The sequence below is a fragment of the Bacillus sp. PS108 genome, from assembly GCF_037963335.1.
Classification (GTDB): Bacteria; Bacillota; Bacilli; order Bacillales; family Bacillaceae; genus Bacillus; species Bacillus subtilis.
Genome location: NZ_CP150155.1, coordinates 1,164,473 through 1,190,321 on the forward strand (window position 1 = coordinate 1,164,473; position 25,849 = coordinate 1,190,321).

The window sequence follows — 25,849 nt, forward strand, 5'->3', positions numbered from 1 at the left end:
TGAGGTGCACACAAGATGACTAAAAAAAGAGTAGTTGTTACAGGACTTGGAGCATTATCTCCACTTGGCAACGACGTCGATACAAGTTGGAATAACGCAATCAACGGTGTGTCCGGAATCGGTCCGATCACTCGTGTTGACGCTGAAGAATATCCGGCAAAAGTTGCCGCTGAATTAAAAGATTTTAATGTTGAAGATTATATGGATAAAAAAGAAGCCAGAAAAATGGACCGCTTTACACAATATGCGGTTGTGGCTGCGAAAATGGCGGTTGAAGATGCAGATCTTAACATTACCGATGAGATCGCGCCGAGAGTCGGTGTTTGGGTAGGCTCCGGTATCGGAGGACTTGAAACACTAGAGTCTCAATTTGAAATCTTCTTAACAAAAGGCCCAAGACGGGTAAGCCCGTTTTTCGTGCCAATGATGATTCCTGACATGGCGACAGGCCAGATTTCTATTGCATTAGGAGCAAAAGGGGTGAACTCTTGTACGGTTACAGCATGTGCTACAGGAACGAACTCCATCGGTGACGCGTTTAAGGTTATTCAGCGCGGTGATGCAGACGTGATGGTCACAGGCGGAACAGAAGCGCCGCTGACAAGAATGTCATTCGCCGGCTTTAGTGCCAACAAAGCGCTGTCTACTAATCCAGATCCGAAAACAGCGAGCCGCCCGTTTGATAAAAATCGTGATGGCTTTGTCATGGGGGAAGGTGCAGGGATTATCGTTCTTGAAGAACTTGAGCATGCCTTGGCCCGCGGCGCTAAAATTTACGGAGAAATTGTCGGCTATGGCTCAACCGGAGACGCTTATCATATCACAGCGCCGGCCCAAGACGGTGAAGGCGGAGCGAGAGCGATGCAAGAAGCCATTAAAGATGCAGGCATTGCACCTGAAGAAATTGATTACATCAATGCTCACGGGACAAGCACGTATTACAACGACAAATACGAAACAATGGCGATTAAGACCGTTTTTGGCGAGCATGCGCATAAACTTGCGGTAAGCTCTACAAAATCGATGACAGGCCACCTCTTAGGAGCAGCCGGCGGTATTGAAGCGATTTTCTCTATCCTGGCCATTAAAGAAGGCGTGATTCCGCCGACAATCAATATTCAAACACCTGACGAAGAATGTGATTTGGATTATGTGCCTGATGAAGCCCGCAGACAGGAACTTAATTATGTTCTCAGCAACTCATTAGGATTTGGCGGACACAACGCAACATTAATCTTTAAGAAATATCAATCATAATCAAGCCAAACCGGCTGCCCTTAAAGGGTAGCCGGTTTTTTTTGTGTGCATAGGATTAAAAGAGGAGGCGATCACATGAGTGTAGAACAAACATATAGCTGGCTCAGGAAGGCTGATTCAATAGATGATTTGGCGCATTACATTATCCCGCTTTTTTCAGGTGCGGAGAAAAAGAACTGGAAAGGCATTCTGGGACACCTTCAGCATCATGGGATGTTTAAAAACATAAAAGAGGGTATTCAGACTGTTTCCAAGCTGAAGGAAAAAGGTTTTTACGGACATATCCAAAAGGAAGAACAGTACCTCAAAAACAAATGGCAAGGTCCTGATGTACCAATTGTTACGCTGCCGGTTGATGAACGAAACAGGAGAATCCGTTTAGAGTTCGGATCAAAATCAGGACTCGCCTTTCAAGACAAAATGTTCCTTTTTCTTTCGTCAGATTTAGATTTTGGGTCGGTATCTGCCCTTATGACGCATGAGTATCATCACGTTTGCCGGTTAGGTCATCTGACAAAAGAGGAAAAGGATGTCACATTACTTGATACAATCATCATGGAAGGGCTGGCGGAATATGCTGTTTATGAGAGGTTCGGCCGAAGTCAAACGGCTGAGTGGACGACTTGGTATACACCGGAGCAGCTTCAGGCTTTATATGAAAAAAAGATTGCGCCCCATCGGGATATCAAACGGGATAATCGATTATTTCCCCAACTGTTATTCGGCAAAGGATATCAGCCAAAAATGCTTGGATACGCAGTTGGATTCAATATTGTAAAAAAATATTTAACCGCCAGCAAGGCAAGCACCGCAGACGGGCTGTCCATTCCTGCTGAGACCTTTTTGGATGCAATGCTTTAAAAGGATAAAATAATGGAATTTCATTAATAATATTACATTTATCCTAAAAAATTCTTGATTTTGCAAAATGATTGTAATAATATACAACTATAAAATTTTTCGATAATTCAATATTATTTATTATTTCTGAATAAAGGGATTGCTTTCTCTTGAAAACGTTTGACAACAAGAGGGGGGAAAGGGGAGCTAGCATGAGCACACTTTTAGAAGTGAATAATTTAAAGACTTATTTTTTCAGGAAAAAGGAGCCGATCCCTGCGGTTGACGGAGTCGATTTTCACATCAGCAAAGGCGAAACCGTCGCGCTTGTAGGTGAATCGGGCTCCGGAAAAAGCATTACTTCTTTATCAATTATGGGCCTCGTCCAAAGCTCAGGCGGAAAAATCATGGACGGCTCTATTAAACTCGAAGACAAAGACCTCACCTCATTCACTGAAAACGATTATTGCAAAATCCGCGGTAACGAAGTATCCATGATCTTTCAGGAACCAATGACCTCCCTTAATCCGGTGTTAACAATCGGAGAACAAATTACCGAAGTGCTGATTTACCATAAAAACATGAAGAAAAAAGAAGCCCGTCAACGGGCTGTTGAACTCTTGCAGATGGTCGGTTTCTCCCGGGCGGAGCAAATTATGAAAGAGTACCCGCATCGGCTGTCCGGCGGTATGAGACAGAGGGTGATGATTGCCATCGCACTGAGCTGTAATCCTAAACTGCTCATTGCTGATGAACCAACGACAGCGCTGGACGTGACAATACAAGCCCAGGTGCTGGAGCTCATGAAAGATCTCTGTCAGAAGTTCAATACATCGATTCTTCTCATCACACACGACTTAGGTGTCGTGTCTGAGGCTGCCGATAGAGTAATTGTCATGTACTGCGGACAAGTCGTAGAAAACGCTACCGTTGATGACTTATTTTTAAAACCGCTTCATCCGTATACAGAAGGCCTGCTTACGTCAATTCCTGTTATAGATGGAGAGATTGATAAATTAAATGCGATTAAAGGCAGTGTGCCTACACCGGATAATCTGCCGCCGGGATGCCGTTTTGCCCCAAGGTGCCCGAAAGCTATGGATAAGTGCTGGACAAATCAGCCTTCGCTTTTGACACACAAAAGCGGAAGAACGGTGAGATGCTTTTTATATGAGGAAGAGGGTGCCGAACAATCATGACAGCAGCTAATCAAGAAACAATCTTAGAGCTTCGTGACGTAAAAAAATACTTTCCGATCCGGTCAGGCCTTTTTCAAAGAAAAGTCGGTGATGTAAAAGCGGTGGATGGTGTTTCATTTTCGTTAAAAAAAGGAGAAACACTCGGAATCGTTGGAGAGTCGGGCTGCGGAAAATCGACTGCCGGCAGAACGATGATCAGACTGTACAAACCGACAGAGGGCCAAATTCTTTTTAAAGGGCAGGATATTTCCAATCTGTCAGAGGAGAAGCTGCGGAAGAGTGTCCGCAAAAATATTCAAATGGTTTTCCAAGATCCATTTGCTTCGTTAAACCCGAGAAAGACCCTGCGTTCCATCATAAAGGAGCCGTTTAATACGCACAACATGTATACCATGCGTGAACGAAACGAAAAAGTTGAAGAACTGCTTGCAAGAGTAGGGCTTCACCCGTCGTTTGCCAGCCGTTATCCCCATGAGTTTTCAGGCGGCCAGCGTCAGCGGATCGGCATTGCCAGAGCACTCACTTTGAATCCAGAGCTGATCATTGCAGATGAGCCGGTTTCCGCACTTGATGTATCCATTCAGGCCCAAGTGATTAACTTGATGGAGGAATTACAGGAAGAATTTAATCTTACGTATCTATTTATCTCTCATGATCTGAGTGTCGTCCGCCATATCAGCGACAGAGTCGGAGTAATGTATCTTGGCAAAATGATGGAGCTGACCGGCAAGCATGAGCTTTATGACAACCCGCTCCACCCATATACCCAAGCGCTTTTATCCTCCGTTCCGGTTACAAGAAAAAGAGGTTCTGTCAAACGTGAACGCATTGTCCTGAAGGGAGAACTGCCTAGTCCGGCCAACCCGCCAAAAGGCTGCGTTTTCCACACAAGATGTCCTGTTGCAAAATCGATATGCAAGGAACAAATACCAGAATTTAAAGAAGCTGCTCCCAGCCACTTTGTGGCTTGTCACCTTTATAGCTAATGTTGCCCGCACAGCTTTGAGAGGGGGTATGCACACTACATAAACAACAGCTGAGAAGAACGAACATTTAAAAGGGGGAAATATCTAATGAAAAGACGGAAAACCGCACTGATGATGCTAAGTGTATTGATGGTCCTGGCCATCTTTTTATCAGCCTGCTCGGGATCAAAATCAAGCAACAGCAGCGAGAAAAAATCAGCAGGCAAACCGCAGCAAGGCGGGGATTTGGTTGTTGGTTCAACTGGGGAGCCTACGTTGTTTAATCCACTCTATTCTACAGACGTTTCCAGTTCAGATATTGAAGGGATGATCTATAGTACATTATTAGAAACGGATGAAAAACTAAATGTGAAACCTGCTTTAGCTGAGAAAGTAACGGAATCCAAAGATGGCCTGACTTATGATGTCAAAATTAGAAAAGGTGTAAAATTCCATGATGGAAAAGAACTTACAGCCGATGACGTTGTTTTCACTTATAGCATCCCTTTAAACAAGGACTATAATGGTGAACGCGGTTCTGGTTTTGAATCACTAAAATCTGTTACAAAAAAAGGTGATTATGAAGTTGAATTTAAATTAAAGAAAAAGGATGCGTATTTTTACAATGTTGTTTTAGACAGTTACGGTATTCTGCCTAAACACATTTTAGGGAAAGTGCCAGTTGCAGATTTAGGAGAAAATGAATTTAACAGGAAAAATCCAATTGGTTCGGGTCCATTCAAGTTTGTTGAATGGAAGAAGGGCGATTATGTAAAACTTGAAGCAAATGATGACTATTATGGCGGAAGACCGTATTTAGATACAGTGACAGTTAAGACGATTCCTGATTCTAATGCAGCTGTTGCTCAATTAAAAGCTGGGGATATTGACTTCTTTGTTGTACCAGGCACAGACTTTGAGACAGTTAAAACATTTGATAATGTTCAAGTTAAATCAGATCTTGGTTTGAACTACAGTTATATTGGATGGAATGAAAAAAATGAATTATTTAAAGACAAAAAAGTCCGTCAAGCTCTTACGTATGCGCTTGATCGAAAAGCAATGGTAGATCAGGTGTTAAACGGTGATGGAAAAGTTGCAAACGTTCCTGAAAGTCCGCTTTCTTGGAACTATCCAAAAGGTGATGTACCTACATTTGATTACAATCCTAAAAAGGCTAAAAAGCTCTTGGAAGAAGCAGGATGGAAAGATACAGATGGAGACGGTTACCTTGATAAGGACGGAAAGAAATTCTCATTTACCATTAAAACGAACCAGGGTAATAAGATTCGGGAGGATTTAGCAGTTGTTGTTCAGCAGCAACTTAAAGAAGTAGGAATTGAAGCAAAACCGCAAATTGTAGAATTTAGTGCTCTTATTGAACAAACAAGCGCACCGAATTGGGATTATGATGCACTACTGCTCGGTTGGAGTTTGGCTACATTCCCAGATCAATTTTCAATTTTCCACTCCAGTCAATCTAAGAACGGATTAAACAACATATGGTATAAGAATCCTAAAGTCGATAAACTTTTAGAAGAAGCTAAATCAATTACAGACAGAAAAGAATATCAGAAAAAATACGAAGAAATCTATAAATTGATTGCTGAGGACCAGCCTTATTCATTCCTGTTTTATTACAATTATCATAGGGCAATCCCGACAAACATGCATGGATATGTATTCCATCCGAAAAATGACTTATATCATATTGAAAAATGGTGGCTTGAACAATAATAGTTAAATCCCTAGAGAGGTGAGGATTATGCATCCTTTCCTCTTTATCCTATTTTAGAAAAGGGGACAAGAATATGGTTACATATATTGTTCGTCGAACATTAATGTCTCTGCCAATTCTTTTGGGCATTACAATTTTATCATTTGCGATAATGAAAGCGGCGCCAGGTGATCCGATGTCACTTATGATGGATCCGACAATCAGCCAAGCTGACAGAGCCAAATTTATTGAAAAGTACGGGCTCAATGATCCAGAACCTGTTCAGTACTTAAAATGGCTTGGGAACATGCTCCAAGGCGACTTTGGGACATCTATTGTGAAAAAGGGGACACCAGTTTCCGATCTAATCCTTTCACGTTTGCCAAATACTCTGGTGCTTATGGTTTTTTCAACTCTTGTTGCTCTTCTGATTTCAATTCCTTTCGGTGTTCTTTCTGCAAAACGCCCTTATTCTAAGCTTGACTATGGTATAACCGTCACGTCATTTTTGGGGCTGGCAATACCAAATTTCTGGTTCGGATTAATTCTTATTATGGTTCTTTCCGTAAATCTCGGTTGGTTTCCTACGGGAGGTGTCGGCACTTTAAACGCTGACTTTAACATTTTTGATAGGCTCCATCATTTAATTTTACCTGCGTTTGTTTTAGCAACTGCGGATATGGCAGGTATTACTCGTTATACAAGATCAAGTATGCTTGATGTATTAAAGCAAGATTATATAAGAACAGCTCGAGCCAAAGGATTCAAAGAAAATAAAGTGATTTTTAAACATGGTTTGAGAAATGGCCTGCTTCCTGTTATTACAATTTTCGGATTGATGATTCCATCATTTATTGGCGGTGCTGTAGTAGTTGAACAGATTTTTACTTGGCCGGGATTAGGGAAGTTATTTATTGATTCGGCATTCTCTCGAGATTATCCGGTTATTATGGCCATGACTGTGATTTCTGCTGTTTTGGTTGTACTGGGGAACTTGATTGCAGATATTTTGTATGCATTAGTTGATCCGAGAATTGAATATTAAAAGGGGGTGGCACACATGACACATCCAAACACTGCGGCTCCCTCTAATGAGGTAAAGCTAAAAGAAAATATTAGAAAAAAACCAGAAACAATGACTAGGATCTTTTTTGAGAAATTTTTCAAAAATAGGCTTGCTGTTGTTGGGGGTATAATTTTAACAGTTATCATCTTAATGGCGGTCTTTGCTCCTTTTATTGCGCCTTACTCGCCTGAGAGTCAATCTCTTTTAAACAAACTGAAGCCGCCAAACGCTCAAAATCTAATGGGGACGGATAAGTTTGGGCGCGATATATTTACAAGGGTGTTATATGGTGCCCGTGTGTCTTTATTAGTTGGTTTTGCTTCCGTAATTGGTGCGATTACAATTGGTACGGTTGTTGGAGCCTTAGCAGGATACTTTAGAGGAATAGTAGATGCTGTATTGATGAGGGCTGTCGACGTAGTTTTATCTATTCCGGATATTTTTCTGCTTATTACCTTAGTTACAATTTTTCAACCGGGAATGGATAAGTTAATTTTAATTTTTTCTCTGACGGGCTGGACTACAACAGCGAGACTAGTCAGAGGCGAGTTTCTATCCCTACGGTCAAGGGAATTTGTATTGGCTGCTAAAACAATAGGCACAAAAAATCACAAAATTATTTTTTCGCATATATTGCCGAATTGTATTGGGCCAATTATTGTTTCCGCTACTCTAAAAGTAGGCAGTGTCATTCTAGCTGAATCAACGCTAAGCTATTTGGGTTTCGGTATCCAGCCGCCAATTGCTAGCTGGGGAAACATGCTTCAGGATGCTCAAAACTTTACATTAATGATTCAAGCATGGTGGTACCCGTTATTTCCCGGGCTATTTATTTTAATGACCGTTTTATGCTTCAACTTTGTCGGCGATGGTCTGCGGGATGCGCTTGATCCGAAAAATATTAAATAAAAATGAATATCATATCTGTGATAAAATATCACCAAATCAGAAAAAAAGCAGGTCTCCTTTTGTCAGAAAATATACAAAGAGATCTGCTTTTTGTGATTCTTACATAAATCCAGTGATTCCAGATTTCCTCAATCTCTTTGGAATAATTTCTCTATCCCTTGCCTATACTGTGGACAACAGTTTTTATAAAAGTGAGGGGTTAGAGATGTTATTTCTTCATGATGTGTGGGTCAATTGGTTTGAAGGGGAAGAAAATGGCTACAATGTATGCCACTTTCACGAATGGCGCAAGGAAGATACGGTTGAGCTTTTGGATCAGGTGCCGCTGTTAAGGGTGCCGTCAGTACTGTTTCATTACATAGAAAACGATTTGTCAGTGCTTCCGGAAGGTTTGCTTGAAGACGTACATCAGAAATCGTACATTCGGAAAAATCATGAGCGGACAAAGCTTGAGTATTGTTTTGTCGTAACAGACGGAATCGGCATTTTAGCTGTCGACACGATCGGCTACACGATCCCTGTCAGAAAAAGCCGTCTGATCCCAAGACAGGAGCAGCTCGTTTATGAAATGGTAAAAGATGTAGAGCCTGAAGCATATGAATTTGAGCCAAAGAAGCTGGAATCCTCTAAGGAATATCACATCTTATCATTAGCACCAGAACATGTCAGAGGACTGACAAGAAAAGAACGGCAAATCAAGCAGCTGATGTTTATGGCGCTTGACCAATTGAAAGGGCTGAAAAACCGGGCGGAAATCGGCTACTGGTACACAGAGTGGAATCCGCATATGTATGAACAAATCAAAAGGATGAGCTTTGAAGAGATTTGGGACATGCTGTATAACGAAACAATTGAAGGCTGGTCGGACAAGCACCTAGCTTTTTGCGAAAACCTAATAAAAGGACAGCCTTTTTTCGAAAAGCTATGGGAAATGGAAAACGAATCAAAGGTCAACTAAAAAAAACCGCTCTTTGCAAAGAGCGGTTTTTTGATTAGCGTCTTTTTCTTCCAAGACCCATGGCATTCTCCATTTTTTTCAGCATTTTGTTTGCTGTCCGGTTCGCTCGTTCCGCGCCTTCATCAAGAATCCGGTCTAATTCTTCAGATTCTACCAGCTCGTAATAGCGGTCCTGGATCGGTTTTAATGCGTTCACCACGACTTCTGCCAAATCACCTTTAAACTCGCCGTAGCCTTTTCCTTCGTACTTTGCTTCAAGCTCTTCAATTGTCGTATTGCCGAGGATTGAATAAATTGTAAGAAGGTTTGAAACGCCCGGTTTGTTTTTCTTATCAAATTTCACAATGCCTTCAGAATCCGTTACAGCGCTTTTGATTTTCTTTTCAAGCTGCTTCGGCTCATCCAGCAATGTAATATAAGCTTTCTGATTCGGATCAGATTTGCTCATTTTCTTCAGCGGATCATTCAGAGACATGATACGTGCACCGACTTTTGGAATTTTCACTTCCGGAATCGTAAAGATGTCGTTGTATTTTTTGTTGAAGCGTTCTGCAAGATTCCGCGTCAGCTCAAGGTGCTGCTTTTGATCCTCGCCGACAGGTACAAGATCCGTTCCGTACAGCAGAATATCAGCGGCCATCAGCGGCGGATATGTTAACAGGCCGGAGACGACAGCTTCATTGCCTTTGGATTTGTCCTTAAATTGAGTCATCCGCTCAAGCTCGCCGATATAGGCGACACACTGCATCATCCATCCGGCCTGCGCATGCGCGGGGACCTCTGACTGAATAAACAATGTTGCTTTTTCTGGATCAAGTCCGACAGCTAAGTAAAGCGCCGCGAGATTGCGGATATTCTTTCTAAGCTCAAGCCGGTCTTGAGGAACAGTTATCGCATGCTGATCGACGATGCAAAAATAGCTGTTATAATCATGCTGCAGTTCGACAAACTGCTTCATTGCACCGATATAGTTGCCGAGCGTCACTGAGCCGCTTGGCTGAATGCCTGAAAAAATCGTTTGTTTCATGAAAACATCAACCTCATTTCTTAAAACATAATAAAAAAGGCTCATTCTTCCCCTGTAAAAAAGGGACGAATGAACCGTGGTACCACCCTGATTATTCCATTAAAATGGAATCACTCTGACGTTTGTAACGGAGACTGCTCCGGCTGAGCCTACTTTTTTCCAGTTCGGTCAGCTGCTCCAAAGTCCATTCCACATTGCCCGTTATCTGCTCCCAGCACCGCAGACTCTCTTCAAACAGGTGAAATGTGTACTACTCTTTTTCATAGCAAGCTTTTCTTTTGATTGCTTCATTATAAATCAATTATAACCAATTGTCATCATGAAAAAACATTCTTTTTTCCAGTAAAATTGTAATAATATAAATAACACGAGTGCTGTAAAATCCTTAAATGATAACTGCTATCAGCGTAAAAACAGGCAGATATTATATGTAAAAAGCAATATGGGCAGAAAACACATGAAAAAGTTTTTAATCAATTTATGCTTTAAATGGTAGAAGGATATTATGTTCATGGAAGAAAAACTAACGAAGTTTAAATATTTTAAATTGATAAAATAATATTGCAATAAATTATTTGTTTCATTATAATGAACTTGTTCACTCTATTGTTACAGCTTTTTTACAAAAATAATCAGAAAAGACGGAACAGAATAAAAGTTGTGGAAACTCAGGTTCATTTGTCTGATATTTCTGAGGATTTAGCCGTAAGGAGCTGAAAATTATTATTAGGGGGTTTGCGAATATGAAAAAACGTTGGTCGATTGTCACGTTGATGCTCATTTTCACTCTCGTGCTGAGCGCGTGCGGCTTTGGCGGCAGCGGATCAAACGGTGAAGGGAAAAAGGACAGTAAAGGAAAGACGACACTTAACATTAATATTAAAACTGAGCCGTTCTCCTTACATCCGGGATTGGCAAATGATTCAGTATCAGGCGGTGTCATCCGTCAGACTTTTGAAGGATTGACACGTATCAATGCAGATGGTGAGCCTGAAGAAGGCATGGCTTCTAAAATTGAAACGAGCAAGGACGGTAAAACATATACATTCACTATTCGTGATGGTGTGAAATGGTCTAATGGAGACCCTGTAACAGCACAAGATTTTGAATATGCTTGGAAATGGGCGCTTGATCCTAATAACGAATCACAATACGCTTACCAGCTCTACTACATAAAAGGTGCTGAAGCGGCGAATACCGGCAAAGGCAGCCTAGATGATGTGGCAGTAAAAGCTGTGAATGACAAAACGCTGAAGGTTGAATTAAATAACCCGACGCCATATTTCACTGAATTAACTGCGTTCTATACGTATATGCCGATCAATAAGAAAATTGCAGAGAAAAATAAAAAGTGGAATACAAATGCCGGAGATGATTATGTATCAAACGGGCCGTTCAAAATGACGGCATGGAAACACAGCGGTTCTATTACTCTCGAAAAAAATGACCAGTATTGGGATAAAGACAAAGTCAAACTGAAGAAAATCGATATGGTTATGATCAACAATAACAATACGGAACTAAAAAAATTCCAAGCTGGCGAACTTGATTGGGCCGGTTTGCCGCTCGGGCAGCTTCCGACAGAATCTCTCCCTTCCTTGAAAAAAGACGGTTCTTTACATGTTGAGCCGATGGCAGGTGTGTATTGGTACAAATTCAACACTGAAGCTAAGCCGTTAGACAACGTCAATATCCGTAAAGCATTATCTTATGCGATTGACCGTCAATCGATTGTTAAAAACATTACGCAAGGTGAACAAATCCCGGCTATGGCTGCGGTGCCGCCGACAATGAAGGGATTTGAGGATAACAAAGAAGGCTACTACAAAGACAACGATGTTAAAACGGCAAAAGAATACCTTGAAAAAGGCCTAAAAGAAATGGGCTTAAGCAAGGCATCTGACCTTCCGAAAATCAAATTGTCTTATAACACTGATGATGCACATGCGAAAATCGCTCAAGCTGTACAAGAAATGTGGAAGAAAAATTTAGGCGTTGATGTTGAGCTTGATAACTCAGAATGGAATGTCTATATTGATAAGCTCCACAGCCAAGATTATCAAATCGGCCGTATGGGCTGGCTTGGGGACTTCAATGATCCTATCAACTTCCTAGAATTGTTCCGTGACAAAGACGGAGGAAATAACGATACAGGCTGGGAAAACCCAGAATTCAAAAAATTGCTGAATCAGTCACAAACTGAAACAGATCAAAACAAACGTGCAGAGCTGCTGAAAAAAGCGGAAGGTATTTTCATTGATGAAATGCCGGTAGCTCCAATTTATTTTTATACGATTCCTTGGGTACAAGACGAAAATCTGAAAGGAACTATTATTACTGGAACTGGAGAAATTTACTTCAGAAACGCGTACTTTCAATAAGTCTTATTTGTGAAAACAATAACCTCAAGGTATATGGGGACCTATTTCCCATATACCTTTCTTACTGAGGAATATAAAAAAGTAAAAACCATGGAGGTGTTCCCCCTTGCTAAAATATATCGGAAGACGCTTAGTCTATATGATTATCACACTATTTGTGATTGTAACTGTGACATTCTTCTTAATGCAAGCAGCACCGGGCGGGCCATTTTCAGGTGAGAAAAAGCTTCCGCCTGAAATTGAAGCAAACTTAAATACGCACTATGGCTTGGACAAGCCGCTGTTTGTACAATACGTCAGTTATTTGAAATCAGTTGCAATGTGGGATTTCGGACCATCATTTAAATATAAAGGTCAGAGTGTTAACGACCTGATCAATTCAGGTTTCCCCGTTTCATTCACTCTTGGAGCAGAAGCTATTCTCCTCGCTTTAGCATTAGGTGTATTGTTTGGAGTCATTGCAGCTCTTTACCATAATAAGTGGCAGGATTATACCGTCGCGATTTTAACGATATTTGGTATTTCGGTTCCAAGCTTTATCATGGCGGCTGTTCTGCAATATGTGTTCTCCATGAAGCTTGGGCTGTTTCCGGTCGCGGGGTGGGAGTCCTGGGCATACACCTTTTTGCCTTCAATCGCACTTGCTTCCATGCCGATGGCGTTCATTGCCAGACTTTCCCGTTCAAGCATGATCGAAGTGTTAAACAGTGATTATATCCGCACTGCGAAAGCGAAAGGGCTGTCTCGTCCAGCAGTTACTGTGCGGCACGCCATTCGAAACGCGCTTTTGCCGGTTGTTACATACATGGGCCCGATGGCCGCCCAGGTCTTAACGGGAAGTTTTATCATTGAAACGATTTTTGGGATCCCGGGTCTTGGTTCCCACTTCGTCAACAGTATTACAAACCGTGATTATACAGTCATTATGGGTGTAACGGTGTTCTTCAGTGTCATCCTGCTATTGTGTGTATTAATCGTAGACGTGCTTTACGGCATTATTGATCCAAGAATCAAGCTTTCCAAAGCAAAGAAAGGAGCCTAGGCCATGCAGAACATTCCAAAAAACATGTTTGAACCAGCCGCAGCGAATGCCGGCGATGCAGAAAAAATAAGTAAAAAGAGCCTTTCCCTCTGGAAAGATGCGATGCTTCGCTTCCGCAGCAATAAGCTTGCAATGGTCGGGCTTATCATTATCATGCTCATTATCCTTATGGCAATTTTTGCGCCGGTGTTCTCAAGGTATGATTATTCAACTACTAATCTTTTAAATGCGGATAAGCCGCCTTCAAAAGATCACTGGTTCGGCACAGATGATCTTGGACGGGACATTTTCGTCCGTACATGGGTAGGAGCGCGAATCTCAATCTTTATCGGTGTCGCAGCCGCTGTTCTCGATTTGCTGATCGGCGTCATTTGGGGGAGCATTTCAGGCTTCCGCGGAGGCAGAACGGACGAAATCATGATGCGAATCGCTGATATCCTTTGGGCAGTTCCTTCATTATTAATGGTTATCTTACTGATGGTTGTTCTTCCGAAAGGTCTATTTACGATTATTATTGCCATGACGATTACAGGCTGGATTAATATGGCCAGAATCGTGCGCGGACAAGTGCTGCAGCTGAAGAATCAGGAGTATGTGCTTGCTTCACAGACACTGGGTGCAAAAACATCCCGTCTTCTGTTTAAACATATCGTGCCAAACGCAATGGGTTCTATTTTGGTCACGATGACACTGACAGTTCCTACTGCGATTTTCACAGAAGCCTTTTTAAGCTATTTGGGACTTGGTGTTCCGGCTCCGCTGGCAAGCTGGGGAACGATGGCTTCTGACGGATTGCCTGCATTGACCTATTATCCGTGGCGTTTATTCTTCCCTGCCGGATTTATCTGCATTACAATGTTTGGTTTCAACGTTGTTGGCGACGGATTAAGAGACGCATTGGATCCTAAGTTACGTAAATAAGGGAGTGATACGGGTGACACGCCTATTAGAAGTAAAAGATTTAGCAATTTCATTTAAAACATATGGCGGAGAGGTCCAGGCGATCCGCGGAGTGAATTTCCATCTGGATAAAGGGGAGACGCTGGCCATTGTTGGAGAATCAGGTTCCGGAAAAAGTGTAACCTCTCAAGCGATTATGAAGCTGATTCCAATGCCTCCGGGTTATTTCAAACGCGGTGAGATCCTGTTTGAAGGGAAGGATCTGGTGCCGCTGTCCGAAAAAGAAATGCAAAATGTCCGGGGAAAAGAGATCGGCATGATATTCCAAGATCCGATGACCTCTTTAAATCCAACGATGAAGGTCGGTAAACAAATTACGGAAGTGCTTTTTAAACACGAAAAGATCTCGAAGGAAGCGGCTAAAAAACGCGCGGTTGAACTGCTGGAATTAGTCGGTATCCCAATGCCGGAAAAGCGGGTGAACCAATTTCCGCATGAATTTTCAGGCGGGATGAGACAGAGGGTTGTCATTGCCATGGCGCTTGCAGCGAATCCGAAACTTCTGATCGCCGATGAGCCGACAACTGCTCTTGATGTAACGATTCAAGCGCAAATTTTGGAATTAATGAAGGATTTGCAAAAGAAAATTGACACGTCCATCATCTTTATCACACACGATCTTGGTGTTGTGGCTAACGTTGCTGACCGGGTCGCTGTCATGTACGCGGGACAGATTGTAGAAACCGGTACGGTAGACGAAATCTTCTACGATCCGAGACATCCGTACACTTGGGGGCTTCTTGCATCCATGCCGACACTGGAAAGTTCAGGAGAGGAAGAGCTGACTGCCATTCCGGGCACACCGCCTGATTTGACAAACCCGCCAAAAGGAGATGCTTTTGCCCTGCGGAGCCCTTATGCGATGAAAATCGATTTTGAACAGGAGCCGCCAATGTTTAAGGTATCTGATACTCATTATGTCAAATCGTGGCTGCTTCATCCCGACGCGCCAAAGGTAGAGCCGCCAGAAGCGGTAAAAGCGAAAATGCGTAAACTGGCAAACACGTTTGAAAAACCTGTCTTAGTGAGAGAAGGTGAATGAATTGACTGAAAAACTATTAGAAATCAAACATTTAAAACAGCACTTTGTCACGCCGAGGGGAACGGTTAAGGCTGTAGATGATTTATCATTTGATATCTATAAAGGTGAAACATTAGGGCTGGTTGGTGAATCTGGCTGCGGTAAATCGACAACAGGCCGAAGCATTATCCGGCTGTACGAAGCAACCGATGGTGAGGTGCTGTTTAACGGTGAAAATGTGCACGGGAAAAAATCGCGGAAAAAGCTGCTGGAATTCAACCGCAAAATGCAGATGATTTTCCAAGACCCATATGCATCCCTGAATCCGAGAATGACAGTTGCTGATATTATTGCTGAAGGCCTTGATATTCATAAGCTGGCAAAAACGAAAAAAGAGCGGATGCAGCGAGTTCATGAACTATTGGAAACAGTGGGATTGAACAAGGAACACGCGAACCGCTATCCTCATGAATTTTCCGGCGGCCAGCGCCAAAGAATCGGGATTGCCAGAGCTCTTGCTGTTGATCCGGAATTCATTATCGCGGATGAGCCGATTTCCGCTTTGGATGTATCCATTCAAGCGCAGGTCGTGAATTTAATGAAAGAACTGCAAAAAGAAAAAGGGCTCACATACCTGTTTATTGCCCACGATTTATCGATGGTCAAATACATCAGTGACCGCATTGGCGTCATGTATTTCGGGAAACTGGTTGAGCTTGCGCCGGCAGATGAGCTTTATGAAAATCCGCTTCACCCATATACAAAATCATTGCTTTCTGCGATTCCGCTTCCTGATCCGGACTATGAGAGAAATCGCGTTCGCCAGAAATATGATCCGTCTGTCCATCAATTAAAGGATGGGGAAACGATGGAATTCCGTGAAGTCAAACCGGGACATTTTGTGATGTGCACGGAAGCCGAATTTAAAGCTTTTTCATGATTCATCAATCCTTCAAGAGATTTCTCTTGAAGGGTTTTTTTGCGTCCTCATAGAAAGTGAGAATGATAACATTTACAATTAGAGGAAAAAGCGGGGGCGAAATACGATTCAATTTCTGCATAACAAAAATGTTTTTGCGCTATTGCTGTCTCAATCTTTTCAATCTTTAGCAGGAGTCCTCGTCACAATCGTTTTAATGGTCCGGGTCTATCAAATGACTGACTCCGTTTTTTTGGCGGGCCTTATTTTATCGTTCATGTCGTTTGCGAGTATAGCAGCAAGCTTTTGCGTCTCTCCGGTGCTTCGCATTCTCGGTTTTAAAAAGGTGCTTGCGGGAGCGAATCTGCTGAGAGCGGTCTTTACAATCCTGATGGCATACAGCGTCACTCATCACGGACAGGCATTCTTTTGGATTACGCTGCTGTTTGTGTTTTGTTTTTCCTTCGCGGGCGCTTTTTTTCAGCCGGCAAGATTTGCGCTGCTGCCGATTATTGTTCCAAAGAAGCAATATATAAAAGCGAATGGTGTGATCTCGCTCTCGAATCAATTGTTCTTAACAGCAGGCTGGGGCCTTGGAGGCCTTCTGACGTACGCCGTCCCTTTTGAACTCGTTGTGGGCGCTGCCATTTGCCTGTTTGTTCTATCGGGAGCTTCCATCAGTGTGCTGCATGTAAATGAAGAAGAGGCTGCAGGAACTGCTGAAACAGCATCTGCCAGAAGTATATGGAAGGATTTAATGATCATCCCTATTGTAAGAGACATTACTGTAATGGACATGATAGAAGCTTTGGCGGGTTCCGTATGGTCATCTGCTATTCTCCTCGCATTTACTGCGGCTGTTTTGCATGAAACAGAGGTGTGGTGGGGGATGTTTAACGCTTCCTATTTTATAGGCGCAATTGTCGGCAGTGTGATTGCCATTCGTTTTTCTTCTTTTTTTGAGCGGAATATGGGCTATGCCATTATGTTCAGCTCGCTTGTAATGTCGGCGCTGACCCTTTTGTTTTCATTTTCTCCAGTCCCATTTTTATGTGCTCTGGCTTGTGCTGCAATGGGGCCTTTTTATCAGGTGCGTGATATTTGCCAGGAAACCATGCTGCAGGAGGTTATTCCCGAGCAGAAACGAATCGGAATCATGGCTGCAAAAAATGCGATTTTGACTCCTTGGTCAGGCGTCACCTACTCCATTATGGGGCTAGTGGCTGATGCTGCTGGTGCGAAAATAGCTTTTATCGCGGCTGCTGCATTATATATCATGACATTTCTGATTGCACTGGCGCAGCCCCGCCTGATTCATTACAGGCGGGAAAACCGAGTTCAATGAGATACACTTCAAAATGAACGGAGCAGCTGGCTCCGTTTTTGCTGAAAAAAAATGAAACCATGGCGGAAGTTCGCACGTCTTTATAGATGTAAGGCTGTTTAAACAAGAAGAAATGGGGTATATCTAAAAGTATGAAGACAACGAACTCATAAGGAGCAAATCAATGAACTGGTATGAAAAGCTTAGCGAGTACTTTCCAATTGAAGAAATGAAATCAAAAGCGCATATGGAAGCTCTTCTGAAAGAGCGAAGCGATATTTATCATAAAGATGAAGGCAAACATCATATTTTAATGTTTGCGGAATTCGATTCTTTTATCTTCGTTGATTATCTGTATGTGTCTAAGGATGCAAGAGGGCAGGGGCTTGGCGGCAAATTGATCGCGAAGCTGAAAAAGAAAAATAAGCCCATATTGCTCGAGGTGGAACCTGTGGATGAAGATGATACTGATACAGAAAAACGCCTGAGGTTTTATCAAAGAGAGCATTTCAAGCATGCTAAGTCAATTGGGTACCGGCGCCGGTCATTGGCTACGAATGAAGTAAACAAGATGGAGATTCTGTACTGGTCACCAAAAACAGAATCAGAAGAAGAAATTCTTGAAGCCATGAAACAAACATATGAAAACATTCATACTTATAAAGACGAGAAATGGTACGGGGAATCGTACGAAAAAACGGATGAAGTCCTGAAACTCATTGATGAAGAAAAACAAAAAAATATTTTCGATCAGTTAAGCTAATTGAGAATTAGAACATATCATGAACATTAAAAATTTGCTGGATTGACACATTTTTTTCTTAGGATACTGTTCACACTTACTTTTTTATAGTATAATACCTGTAAAGATTCCTTTTTTAGAGTAATTTCAATTTAAGAATAAAATAGATGTTCATCCTACTAATTAGAGGAGTGAAGATGAATGGTTACACTATACACATCACCAAGCTGTACTTCATGCAGAAAGGCGAGAGCGTGGCTCGAGGAGCACGATATTCCATTTGTAGAAAGAAACATTTTCTCTGAACCTTTATCAATTGATGAAATAAAACAAATTCTTCGAATGACTGAGGATGGAACAGATGAAATCATCTCAACCCGTTCAAAAGTATTCCAAAAACTGAATGTGAACGTTGAATCTATGCCGCTGCAAGATTTGTACCGCTTGATCAACGAGCATCCAGGTTTGCTTCGCCGTCCGATCATCATTGACGAAAAACGTTTGCAGGTCGGATATAACGAAGACGAAATCAGACGTTTCCTGCCAAGAAAAGTTCGCTCTTTCCAATTAAGAGAAGCACAGCGTTTGGCAAACTAATAGATCGTATCATCAAAAGAAGGCTGAGTCATCAGCCTTCTTTTATTATTTTTCAACCTGCTGGTAATAAATGCTCGCAAGAATGACAAACGCAACCGTCAAAATGGGGAGGAGCGTTTCAACTGTGCCGTGCTGCGCCATAAAAAGCGACAGCTTTTTGTCTCTGACAATCATTTCTCCGCCAGTATAAGCAAGCAGCCCGCTTCCCGCGTAAATCAGAAGCGGTATTTTCTCTAGTGCAATATGGATGAGTTTGCTGCCCCAAATAATAACCGGAACCGATACACACAAACCTATAACAACGAGAGAAAACTCACCGTGTGATGCTCCCGCAACTGCGATGACGTTGTCCAGCGACATAAAGAGATCTGCAAGCACAATCGTTCGTATCGCTCTCCACAGGGAGGTGCTGCTTTTAATGTGTTTCGTGTCTTTTTTTTCAATCAGCAGCTGATATCCTAAATACAGCAGGAAAATTCCGCCGGCGCACTGCAAGAACGGAATGTTCAAAAGATATACTGCTGCACTTGTTAATCCGATTCTCATAGCAACGGCAATAAATGTTCCGAGAATAATGGCTTGCTGTCTTTGCTTGTCCGGCAAATGTCTGCTGGCCATGGCAATAACAACCGCGTTATCTCCGCCGAGGATCAGGTCAATCCCAACAATGACAAGCAGAGAAATCAGATAGTCATGCTCCATGAAGCGGCACCTCGCTTTCAGTCCTTCGCTTGTACTACTACTATATGAGACAGGTCATATTTTATGATATCAGCCGCCTGATCTGCCGTTTTTTAGGCAAAGGTGCATTTTTATTTCTTTTGTGACTGTTTTATCATAAAATAGAAATACAAAGGAATTCACACTGGCCTTGGTTAAGGTTAAGATGTGGACGGAATGGGTAAAGTGTAGTAAAGTACAATTAATCGGGAGCTTAGATGTCCCTTCAACATCTTATATAGAAGGGAAGGTTGGCAAATGGAAATTGAAAGAATTAACGAGCATACAGTAAAATTTTATATGTCTTACGGAGATATTGAAGATCGCGGTTTTGACAGAGAAGAAATTTGGTATAACCGTGAGCGCAGTGAAGAACTTTTCTGGGAAGTCATGGATGAAGTTCATGAAGAAGAGGAATTCGCTGTGGAAGGCCCACTTTGGATTCAAGTTCAGGCACTGGACAAAGGATTAGAAATCATCGTCACAAAAGCCCAGCTTTCCAAAGACGGACAAAAGCTCGAACTGCCGATTCCTGAGGATAAAAAGCAAGAACCAGCATCTGAGGATCTTGACGCCTTGCTGGATGATTTCCAGAAAGAAGAGCAAGCCGTCAATCAGGAAGAGAAGGAGCAAAAGCTTCAATTTGTCTTGCGATTTGGCGATTTTGAGGATGTTATTTCTCTATCTAATTTGAACGTTAACGGAAGCAAAACGACTTTATATTCGTTTGAGAACCGATATTATTTATATGTAGATTTTTGCAATATGACTGATGAAGAGGTTGAAAATCAGCTAAGCATCCTGCTGGAGTACGCAAATGAATCCTCAATCAGCATACACCGTCTTGAAGAGTACGGCAAGCTGATTATTTCAGAGCATGCTCTAGAAACGATAAAAAAACACTTTGCATCATAGCAAACCGATTTCCTTCCGGAAATCGGTTTTTTTTATGCACGAAAATGCCATTTTAGAGATGTGAAAAATCAAAAACATATAGACAAGCGGAAAATACAGCGAACAGGAGTTGATCATCTTTTCCAGAAAGTATACTTCATCTGGAAAGGAGAGATGACAATTGTTTAGTGCTGTGACTGAAGACGGCCAAATGTTTCACCTTCTAGGCGCTCAGCAAAACCAGAAATTAAAGCGGAGACGGTTCTTCTGTCCGGTATGCGGGGGAGAGCTAGCTGTGAAGCTCGGACTTCAAAAAGCGCCGCATTTTGCCCATAAACAGAACAAGTCCTGCTCCATAGACATCGAACCGGAAAGCGCCTACCACTTAGAAGGAAAAAGACAGCTGTATGTATGGCTGAAAACGCAACGGGCTTCACCAATATTGGAGCCGTATATAAGGACAATCAACCAAAGACCGGACGTCATGGCAAGAATCAAGGAGCATATGCTTGCTGTTGAATATCAATGCGCCACTATCGCTCCAGATGTCTTTCAAAAGCGGACAGAGGGCTTCAAACAAGAAGGAATCATCCCACAGTGGATTATGGGATACAGCCGCTTAAAACGGACTGCTTCGTCCTTTTATCAGCTTTCAGCTTTTCATTGGCAGTTTATCAATGCAAGTCCATACAGAGAACTGATATGTTATTGTCCTGAAAGGCGTTCTTTTCTCCGGCTCAGCCACATCATTCCATTCTACACAAACCATTCTTATTCCTCAGTCCAAACGATCCCTATCCATCGGGCAGGTGCAGACGATCTTTTTTTCACTGAACCGAAACCCTCAATTCAATATTCAGGCTGGACGAAAGCGATTCACCGTTTTCGCCATAAACCCCATCGGTTTAACTCTAAGGAAACAAATCGCCTTAGGCAGATGTTTTATGAGAAGCGGCAGACATCTTTTTCTTTTCTGCCGACTGAAGTGTTTGTTCCTGTTAGAAAAGGGGCAGTTTTTAAGAGTCCGGTTTTTGTGTGGCAGGGGTTTCTTTATTTGTTTATGACGGATCTTGGAGGTAAACGTGCGTCAATTCGTTTTTCAGCCGTTTTGCAGCAGTGCAAACTGCACATTCATAATAAGAACATTGCACTCAGGTTCGAATGCAGCGAAGAGTGTCTTTCAGAAGCGGTTAAACAGTATATTGATTTTTTGTGCAAGAAGGGATTTTTAAGGGAGACTCAGAAAGAAGTATATGTGCTGAATCAGCCTGCAGGCGGCATACACTCCATGCAGGATCTCATAGAAAGAGACCGCAGCTGTTTTATAGAATGAGTTTGTCTTATTTGGCTCACCCTAAGACAAAGGTGGTGGGCAGGCTGTGAAAGGCACAAAAGGAAAGGTTTTTCGTGTTTTTACTGCTTTTTTGGCATTCGTTCTCTTCATTACTGCATATGATTTGACAAAAGGCAGTGAAAAACCGGAAGATATTCACAACACAAGTTTATTGAGAAACAGCTGTTTTTTCAATTGGCTTGAATCAAAGAAGACGAGGGGGATCACCATGGCTGAGGAAAAAAAAGCAAACCAACTGCCTGACAGAAGTGAGGTAAAGGCAGAAGACACATGGAGACTTGAGGATATTTTTCCTAGTGATGAGGCCTGGAATAAAGAATTTCAAGCTGTAAAAGAATTAATTCCGAATTTATCTAAGTATAAAGGAAAGCTGGCAGATTCAGCTGATCATTTATACGAGGCTCTTACGTATCAAGATAAAGTGATGGAGCGGCTGGGTAGGCTGTACACATATGCGCATATGCGCTCTGACCAGGATACTGGGAACTCCTTTTACCAGGGGCTGAATGACAAGGCGGGAAACCTGTATACACAGGCCGCAAGCGCGACAGCTTATTTGGTTCCGGAGATTTTATCCATAGAAGAAGACAAACTGCAGCAGTTCATTCTTGAAAAAGAAGAATTAAAGCTGTACTCTCATGCGATTGAGGAGATTACAAAGGAACGTCCGCATGTGCTGAGCGAGAAGGAAGAGGCACTGCTTGCTGAAGCCTCCGAGGTACTGGGGTCATCTTCAAATACATTCAGCGTGTTAAATAACGCAGATATAACGTTTCCGTCCATTAAAGACGAAGATGGGAATGAGAAACAGATCACTCACGGCAACTTTATTAATTTCTTGGAAAGTGAAAACCGTGAAGTCCGCAAAAATGCGTTTGACGCAGTGTATAAAACGTACGGACAATATAAAAACACAATGGCCACGACGCTAAGCGGCACTGTGAAAAAGGACAACTTCTACGCGAGAGTGAAAAAGTACAAGTCCGCGCGTGAGGCTGCGCTTTCTAACAACAGTATTCCTGAGGAAGTATACGATAACCTTGTTAAGACGATTAATAAGCATTTGCCGCTCCTGCACCGCTATATTGCGCTAAGAAAGAAAGTGCTTGAGCTTGATGAAGTGCATATCTATGACCTGTATACACCGCTTGTGAAAGATGCTGGGATGAAGGTGACATACGAGGAAGCCAAAGATTACATGCTGAAAGGCCTCGCACCTTTAGGGGAAGAATATGCCTCTATCCTAAAAGAAGGACTGGAAAACCGCTGGGTGGACGTTTACGAGAATAAAGGCAAACGCAATGGGGCTTATTCATCAGGAGCTTACGGCACGAATCCGTATATTTTGATGAACTGGCATAATAACGTCAATAATCTCTTTACGCTCGTGCACGAGTTTGGACATTCCGTACACAGCTACTATACGAGAAAGCACCAGCCTTATCCATACGGCAATTACAGCATCTTTGTCGCGGAAGTTGCCTCTACGACAAATGAAGCGCTCCTTGGCGAATATTTGCTGAACAATTTAGAGGATGAAAAACAGCGCTTATATATTCTCAACCATATGCTTGAGGGCTTTAGGGGAACGGTCTTCAGACAAACGATGTTCGCTGAATTTGAACATCTGATTCATACAAAGGCGCAAGAAGGCGAGCCGCTTACACCTGAGCTTCTGACAAATGTCTATTACGACCTGAATAAAAAGTATTTTGGAGACGGCATGGTGATTGATAAGGAAATCGGCCTTGAATGGTCGCGTATTCCGCACTTCTATTACAATTACTATGTGTATCAGTATGCGACAGGGTACAGCGCTGCCCAAGCATTAAGCAGCCAGATTTTGAAGGAAGGAAAGCCGGCGGTTGACCGTTATATTGACTTCCTGAAAGCGGGAAGCTCACAATACCCGATTGATGTCCTGAAAAAAGCGGGTGTTGATATGACGTCTCCAGAGCCAATCGAAGCCGCGTGCAAAATGTTTGAAGAAAAACTTGATGAAATGGAAGAGCTGCTGATGAAAGTCAAGCAGTCTTAAAAAAGTAAGCCTGTGCGGAAATGACGCACAGGCTTTTTTAAAACCCTTTAAAGGTTTTCCGGTGATTCAAGCGGTAGAGGGTAAACAAAATAGACAGAAACAGCAGAGGAGAGGTAATATAAAGCGGCAGCATATGCATCATGCCTAAGATATTCAAGCAGAAAAAAACAGCAATGCACACAATTGAGATCAAAGTAGACATCATGGCGGTCCTCCTCGTCCTTTTTCCTTATAAGGATATGAGTGAATGCACTTCGTTATGTTTTGTGACAAAAATATGAACATTAAGCATAGAGGTTGTCAAAAGTCGACATCTTTTGTTATCATAAGGATGTGAAATTGATCACAAACAAACATTACCCCTTTGTTTGACCGTGAAAAATTTCTCCCATCCCCTTTGTTGTCGTTAAGACATATGAAACCGCGCTTATCCCGGCGCGGTTTCTTTAGTGCTAAAAATGGAACGTACGTTTGGTTACGGCATAAAAAAACAGCCTCAAGCATATGCACGCCTGCGGCTATTTTTCACATGATTGATATTCATCAGAATAAGTGCTGAGAGACTTCCAAAACATTCCGTGTTTGGCTTCCACTTTGGCAACCTTTTTAGCAAACGCCAGTTTTTTCATTTCTTTTTCTACCTCTTCAAGGCTCAGGTCATATACAAGAGCAATTTCCTTCGAGGCAACGAAGCGGAAATATTCAATAAAACATTCTAAAGGCGGTGTTTCCGACGGCTTCGGCTCGTCGCCAAGCATCTCAAATAAAATTTCTTCATATACATCATATGAGTAGCTGCCAGGAACTTTAAGCCCTTCATCCTCATGCTGCGTATTAAAAAACGTCAGTGTCGGATTAACAGAAACATCCATCTCAGCAGCAATTTTCATGTCACATTGAAGCGCCTTGACCGCGCTTTGAGAATGCAGATCTTTTTTGAATTCTTCAAGATCGAGACTTGTATTTTCAGCAATCTCCAAAAGCACGTTTTCATCCGTAATATTTTTCTTTGAAACAAATAGGCTCTCCTGCATATTTCTGAGAAATTGCATGCCGGCTTTTCGTCCTTGCAATTCGGCTGCTTTAAAAGCGAGAGCAGCCATATAAGGCGATGAAAGCGGCTGATCCTGTTCGAACCAGACATTGCCGTCACATGACATGCCAGAGCGGCTCGCGATCTTTTCCCATGCTTCTGCGAGAAGATGCTTTTTTCGCTTTTTATTTAAAGCGGTAAGGCTTGCGGAAGCGATAATGCGTAAGGTGAAAAAACGTCCGTATCTGATTTTTAGCTTTTTGATGACGGGCTCTAAGGACCAGCATTCTGGACATAAAGGGTCTACAAACATATAAATTTCAAGCGGCTTTTTTGGATGACCGTGGCAATGGGCGAAGTATAGCTCATGCTGATAGTTTGTCAAGATGATCGATCCTCCGCTTCCGTTTGATTCACCATATGCCTTGCTGTCAACTCCAGCCGGCCAAACAAAAACTCACGAATTTCGCCCTCCAGCCCTACATGGTCCATTGCGTCCTTCATACAGCTGAGCCACGCATCAGCTCTCTCGTTTGTAATTGGAAAGGGAAGATGCCTTGCTCTGAGCATAGGATGGCCGTGCTCCTCAGTATAAAGCGGAGGCCCGCCTAAATACTGAGTTAAGAATTGCTTCTGTTTCCTGGCGGTTTCTGTCAAATCGCTTGGAAAAATCGGCTTCAGCAAAGGATGAGACGCGACACGCTCATAAAAAGTATCAACAAGTTGCGATAGAAGTTCCTCTCCAATCGCTTCATAAGGTGCGTTAAACGATTGTCCCATGTTGACTACTCCTTTAAATATGGCTAATAGGAATCATAAATCCTATTGCAAAAAGTAATTTTCTGTATTTCATTGTTTCATCTAGATTTATTTTAGCAACAAGGCA

At 42.4% G+C, this 25,849-nt stretch carries 26 protein-coding genes and 1 other annotated feature; of the genes, 20 read left to right on the forward strand and 6 right to left on the reverse strand.

What is annotated here, in order from left to right; all coding sequences use genetic code 11:
• Positions 1 to 15 precede the first annotated feature (15 nt).
• The 8 genes from fabF (at position 16) to NSQ16_RS06035 (ending at position 8,911) form a co-directional block, all read left to right on the forward strand.
• Positions 16 to 1,257: a beta-ketoacyl-ACP synthase II gene (gene fabF / locus NSQ16_RS06000; protein ID WP_003244890.1), complete on the forward strand. Its 1,242-nt coding sequence runs from the start codon at positions 16 to 18 to the stop codon at positions 1,255 to 1,257.
• Between the two features lie 75 nt (positions 1,258 to 1,332).
• The gene (locus NSQ16_RS06005) at positions 1,333 to 2,118 is read left to right on the forward strand and encodes a DUF2268 domain-containing protein (protein ID WP_032725393.1); all 786 of its coding nucleotides are present in this window, start codon (positions 1,333 to 1,335) and stop codon (positions 2,116 to 2,118) included.
• Between the two features lie 191 nt (positions 2,119 to 2,309).
• On the forward strand, positions 2,310 to 3,296 hold the full coding sequence (gene appD, locus NSQ16_RS06010; RefSeq protein WP_046160279.1) for an oligopeptide ABC transporter ATP-binding protein AppD: 987 nt from the start codon (positions 2,310 to 2,312) through the stop codon (positions 3,294 to 3,296).
• Entirely contained in the window at positions 3,293 to 4,282 is a 990-nt protein-coding gene (gene appF, locus NSQ16_RS06015) for an oligopeptide ABC transporter ATP-binding protein AppF (protein WP_041056494.1), read from the forward strand. The genes appD and appF overlap by 4 nt, the downstream gene beginning before the upstream one ends.
• Positions 4,283 to 4,369: 87 nt before the next feature.
• The gene (locus NSQ16_RS06020) at positions 4,370 to 5,998 is read left to right on the forward strand and encodes a peptide-binding protein (protein WP_326144936.1); all 1,629 of its coding nucleotides are present in this window, start codon (positions 4,370 to 4,372) and stop codon (positions 5,996 to 5,998) included.
• 74 nt (positions 5,999 to 6,072) lie between these two features.
• On the forward strand, positions 6,073 to 7,023 hold the full coding sequence (locus tag NSQ16_RS06025) for an ABC transporter permease (protein ID WP_015252362.1): 951 nt from the start codon (positions 6,073 to 6,075) through the stop codon (positions 7,021 to 7,023).
• 15 nt (positions 7,024 to 7,038) lie between these two features.
• Entirely contained in the window at positions 7,039 to 7,953 is a 915-nt protein-coding gene (gene opp4C / locus NSQ16_RS06030; RefSeq protein WP_339232612.1) for an oligopeptide ABC transporter permease, read from the forward strand.
• Positions 7,954 to 8,158: 205 nt separating this feature from the next.
• Complete coding sequence (locus NSQ16_RS06035; RefSeq protein ID WP_339232613.1) at positions 8,159 to 8,911, forward strand: YjbA family protein; 753 nt, start codon at positions 8,159 to 8,161, stop codon at positions 8,909 to 8,911.
• A gap of 34 nt (positions 8,912 to 8,945) precedes the next feature.
• On the opposite strand, the gene trpS is transcribed toward NSQ16_RS06035, so the two are convergent.
• Positions 8,946 to 9,938 carry a tryptophan--tRNA ligase gene (gene trpS, locus NSQ16_RS06040; RefSeq protein WP_230488456.1) on the reverse strand — a complete coding sequence of 331 codons (993 nt, stop codon included), beginning with the start codon at positions 9,936 to 9,938 and terminating at the stop codon, positions 8,946 to 8,948.
• A gap of 58 nt (positions 9,939 to 9,996) precedes the next feature.
• Positions 9,997 to 10,211, reverse strand: a binding site (T-box leader).
• Positions 10,212 to 10,681: 470 nt separating this feature from the next.
• Here trpS and oppA point away from each other — a divergent pair.
• The 8 genes from oppA to spx all read left to right on the forward strand — a co-directional run bounded on the left by oppA (position 10,682) and on the right by spx (position 18,924).
• Positions 10,682 to 12,319 carry an oligopeptide ABC transporter substrate-binding protein OppA gene (gene oppA, locus NSQ16_RS06045; RefSeq protein ID WP_021479550.1) on the forward strand — a complete coding sequence of 546 codons (1,638 nt, stop codon included), beginning with the start codon at positions 10,682 to 10,684 and terminating at the stop codon, positions 12,317 to 12,319.
• Between the two features lie 106 nt (positions 12,320 to 12,425).
• Positions 12,426 to 13,361 (forward strand): oligopeptide ABC transporter permease OppB, encoded by a 936-nt coding sequence (gene oppB / locus NSQ16_RS06050; RefSeq protein WP_014479444.1) that lies wholly within the window; start codon positions 12,426 to 12,428, stop codon positions 13,359 to 13,361.
• Positions 13,362 to 13,364: 3 nt separating this feature from the next.
• Positions 13,365 to 14,282: an oligopeptide ABC transporter permease OppC gene (oppC, locus tag NSQ16_RS06055; RefSeq protein WP_021479549.1), complete on the forward strand. Its 918-nt coding sequence runs from the start codon at positions 13,365 to 13,367 to the stop codon at positions 14,280 to 14,282.
• Between the two features lie 4 nt (positions 14,283 to 14,286).
• On the forward strand, positions 14,287 to 15,363 hold the full coding sequence (oppD, locus tag NSQ16_RS06060; protein ID WP_072173823.1) for an oligopeptide ABC transporter ATP-binding protein OppD: 1,077 nt from the start codon (positions 14,287 to 14,289) through the stop codon (positions 15,361 to 15,363).
• A 1-nt stretch (position 15,364) separates the two neighbouring features.
• Positions 15,365 to 16,282 (forward strand): oligopeptide ABC transporter ATP-binding protein OppF, encoded by a 918-nt coding sequence (gene oppF / locus NSQ16_RS06065; RefSeq protein ID WP_003239287.1) that lies wholly within the window; start codon positions 15,365 to 15,367, stop codon positions 16,280 to 16,282.
• A gap of 106 nt (positions 16,283 to 16,388) precedes the next feature.
• Positions 16,389 to 17,606: an MFS transporter gene (locus NSQ16_RS06070; RefSeq protein WP_085186279.1), complete on the forward strand. Its 1,218-nt coding sequence runs from the start codon at positions 16,389 to 16,391 to the stop codon at positions 17,604 to 17,606.
• Between the two features lie 163 nt (positions 17,607 to 17,769).
• The gene (locus NSQ16_RS06075) at positions 17,770 to 18,348 is read left to right on the forward strand and encodes a GNAT family N-acetyltransferase (protein ID WP_230488457.1); all 579 of its coding nucleotides are present in this window, start codon (positions 17,770 to 17,772) and stop codon (positions 18,346 to 18,348) included.
• A 180-nt stretch (positions 18,349 to 18,528) separates the two neighbouring features.
• A complete protein-coding gene (gene spx, locus NSQ16_RS06080) occupies positions 18,529 to 18,924 on the forward strand; it encodes a transcriptional regulator Spx (protein ID WP_014476435.1) in 396 nt (131 codons plus the stop codon).
• A 45-nt stretch (positions 18,925 to 18,969) separates the two neighbouring features.
• Here spx and NSQ16_RS06085 read toward each other — a convergent pair whose 3' ends face one another.
• Positions 18,970 to 19,626 carry a TerC family protein gene (locus NSQ16_RS06085; RefSeq protein ID WP_003232944.1) on the reverse strand — a complete coding sequence of 219 codons (657 nt, stop codon included), beginning with the start codon at positions 19,624 to 19,626 and terminating at the stop codon, positions 18,970 to 18,972.
• A 169-nt stretch (positions 19,627 to 19,795) separates the two neighbouring features.
• Between NSQ16_RS06085 and NSQ16_RS06090 the strand changes: the two genes are divergently transcribed.
• Together NSQ16_RS06090 and mecA are read left to right on the forward strand one after the other, a co-directional pair.
• Positions 19,796 to 19,936 (forward strand): hypothetical protein, encoded by a 141-nt coding sequence (locus NSQ16_RS06090; protein ID WP_119122854.1) that lies wholly within the window; start codon positions 19,796 to 19,798, stop codon positions 19,934 to 19,936.
• Entirely contained in the window at positions 19,903 to 20,559 is a 657-nt protein-coding gene (gene mecA / locus NSQ16_RS06095) for an adaptor protein MecA (protein ID WP_003232942.1), read from the forward strand. Before NSQ16_RS06090 ends, mecA begins: the two co-directional genes overlap by 34 nt.
• Here the strand turns inward: mecA and NSQ16_RS06100 are convergent.
• Entirely contained in the window at positions 20,554 to 20,676 is a 123-nt protein-coding gene (locus NSQ16_RS06100) for a hypothetical protein (protein WP_021479547.1), read from the reverse strand. The genes mecA and NSQ16_RS06100 overlap by 6 nt on opposite strands.
• A 43-nt stretch (positions 20,677 to 20,719) precedes the next feature.
• On the opposite strand from NSQ16_RS06100, the gene coiA reads away from it, so the two are divergent.
• Together coiA and pepF are read left to right on the forward strand one after the other, a co-directional pair.
• Complete coding sequence (gene coiA, locus NSQ16_RS06105) at positions 20,720 to 21,871, forward strand: competence protein CoiA (protein WP_268992296.1); 1,152 nt, start codon at positions 20,720 to 20,722, stop codon at positions 21,869 to 21,871.
• 229 nt (positions 21,872 to 22,100) lie between these two features.
• Entirely contained in the window at positions 22,101 to 23,930 is a 1,830-nt protein-coding gene (pepF, locus tag NSQ16_RS06110) for an oligoendopeptidase F (RefSeq protein ID WP_003245178.1), read from the forward strand.
• 37 nt (positions 23,931 to 23,967) lie between these two features.
• On the opposite strand, the gene NSQ16_RS06115 is transcribed toward pepF, so the two are convergent.
• From NSQ16_RS06115 to NSQ16_RS06125, 3 genes are all read right to left on the reverse strand, one after another.
• Entirely contained in the window at positions 23,968 to 24,135 is a 168-nt protein-coding gene (locus NSQ16_RS06115) for a hypothetical protein (protein ID WP_003244944.1), read from the reverse strand.
• 313 nt (positions 24,136 to 24,448) lie between these two features.
• A complete protein-coding gene (gene spxH, locus NSQ16_RS06120; RefSeq protein ID WP_003245184.1) occupies positions 24,449 to 25,348 on the reverse strand; it encodes a protease adaptor protein SpxH in 900 nt (299 codons plus the stop codon).
• Positions 25,345 to 25,743: a group 2 truncated hemoglobin YjbI gene (locus tag NSQ16_RS06125; protein WP_003232928.1), complete on the reverse strand. Its 399-nt coding sequence runs from the start codon at positions 25,741 to 25,743 to the stop codon at positions 25,345 to 25,347. The genes spxH and NSQ16_RS06125 overlap by 4 nt, the downstream gene beginning before the upstream one ends.
• Between the last annotated feature and the right edge of the window lie 106 nt (positions 25,744 to 25,849).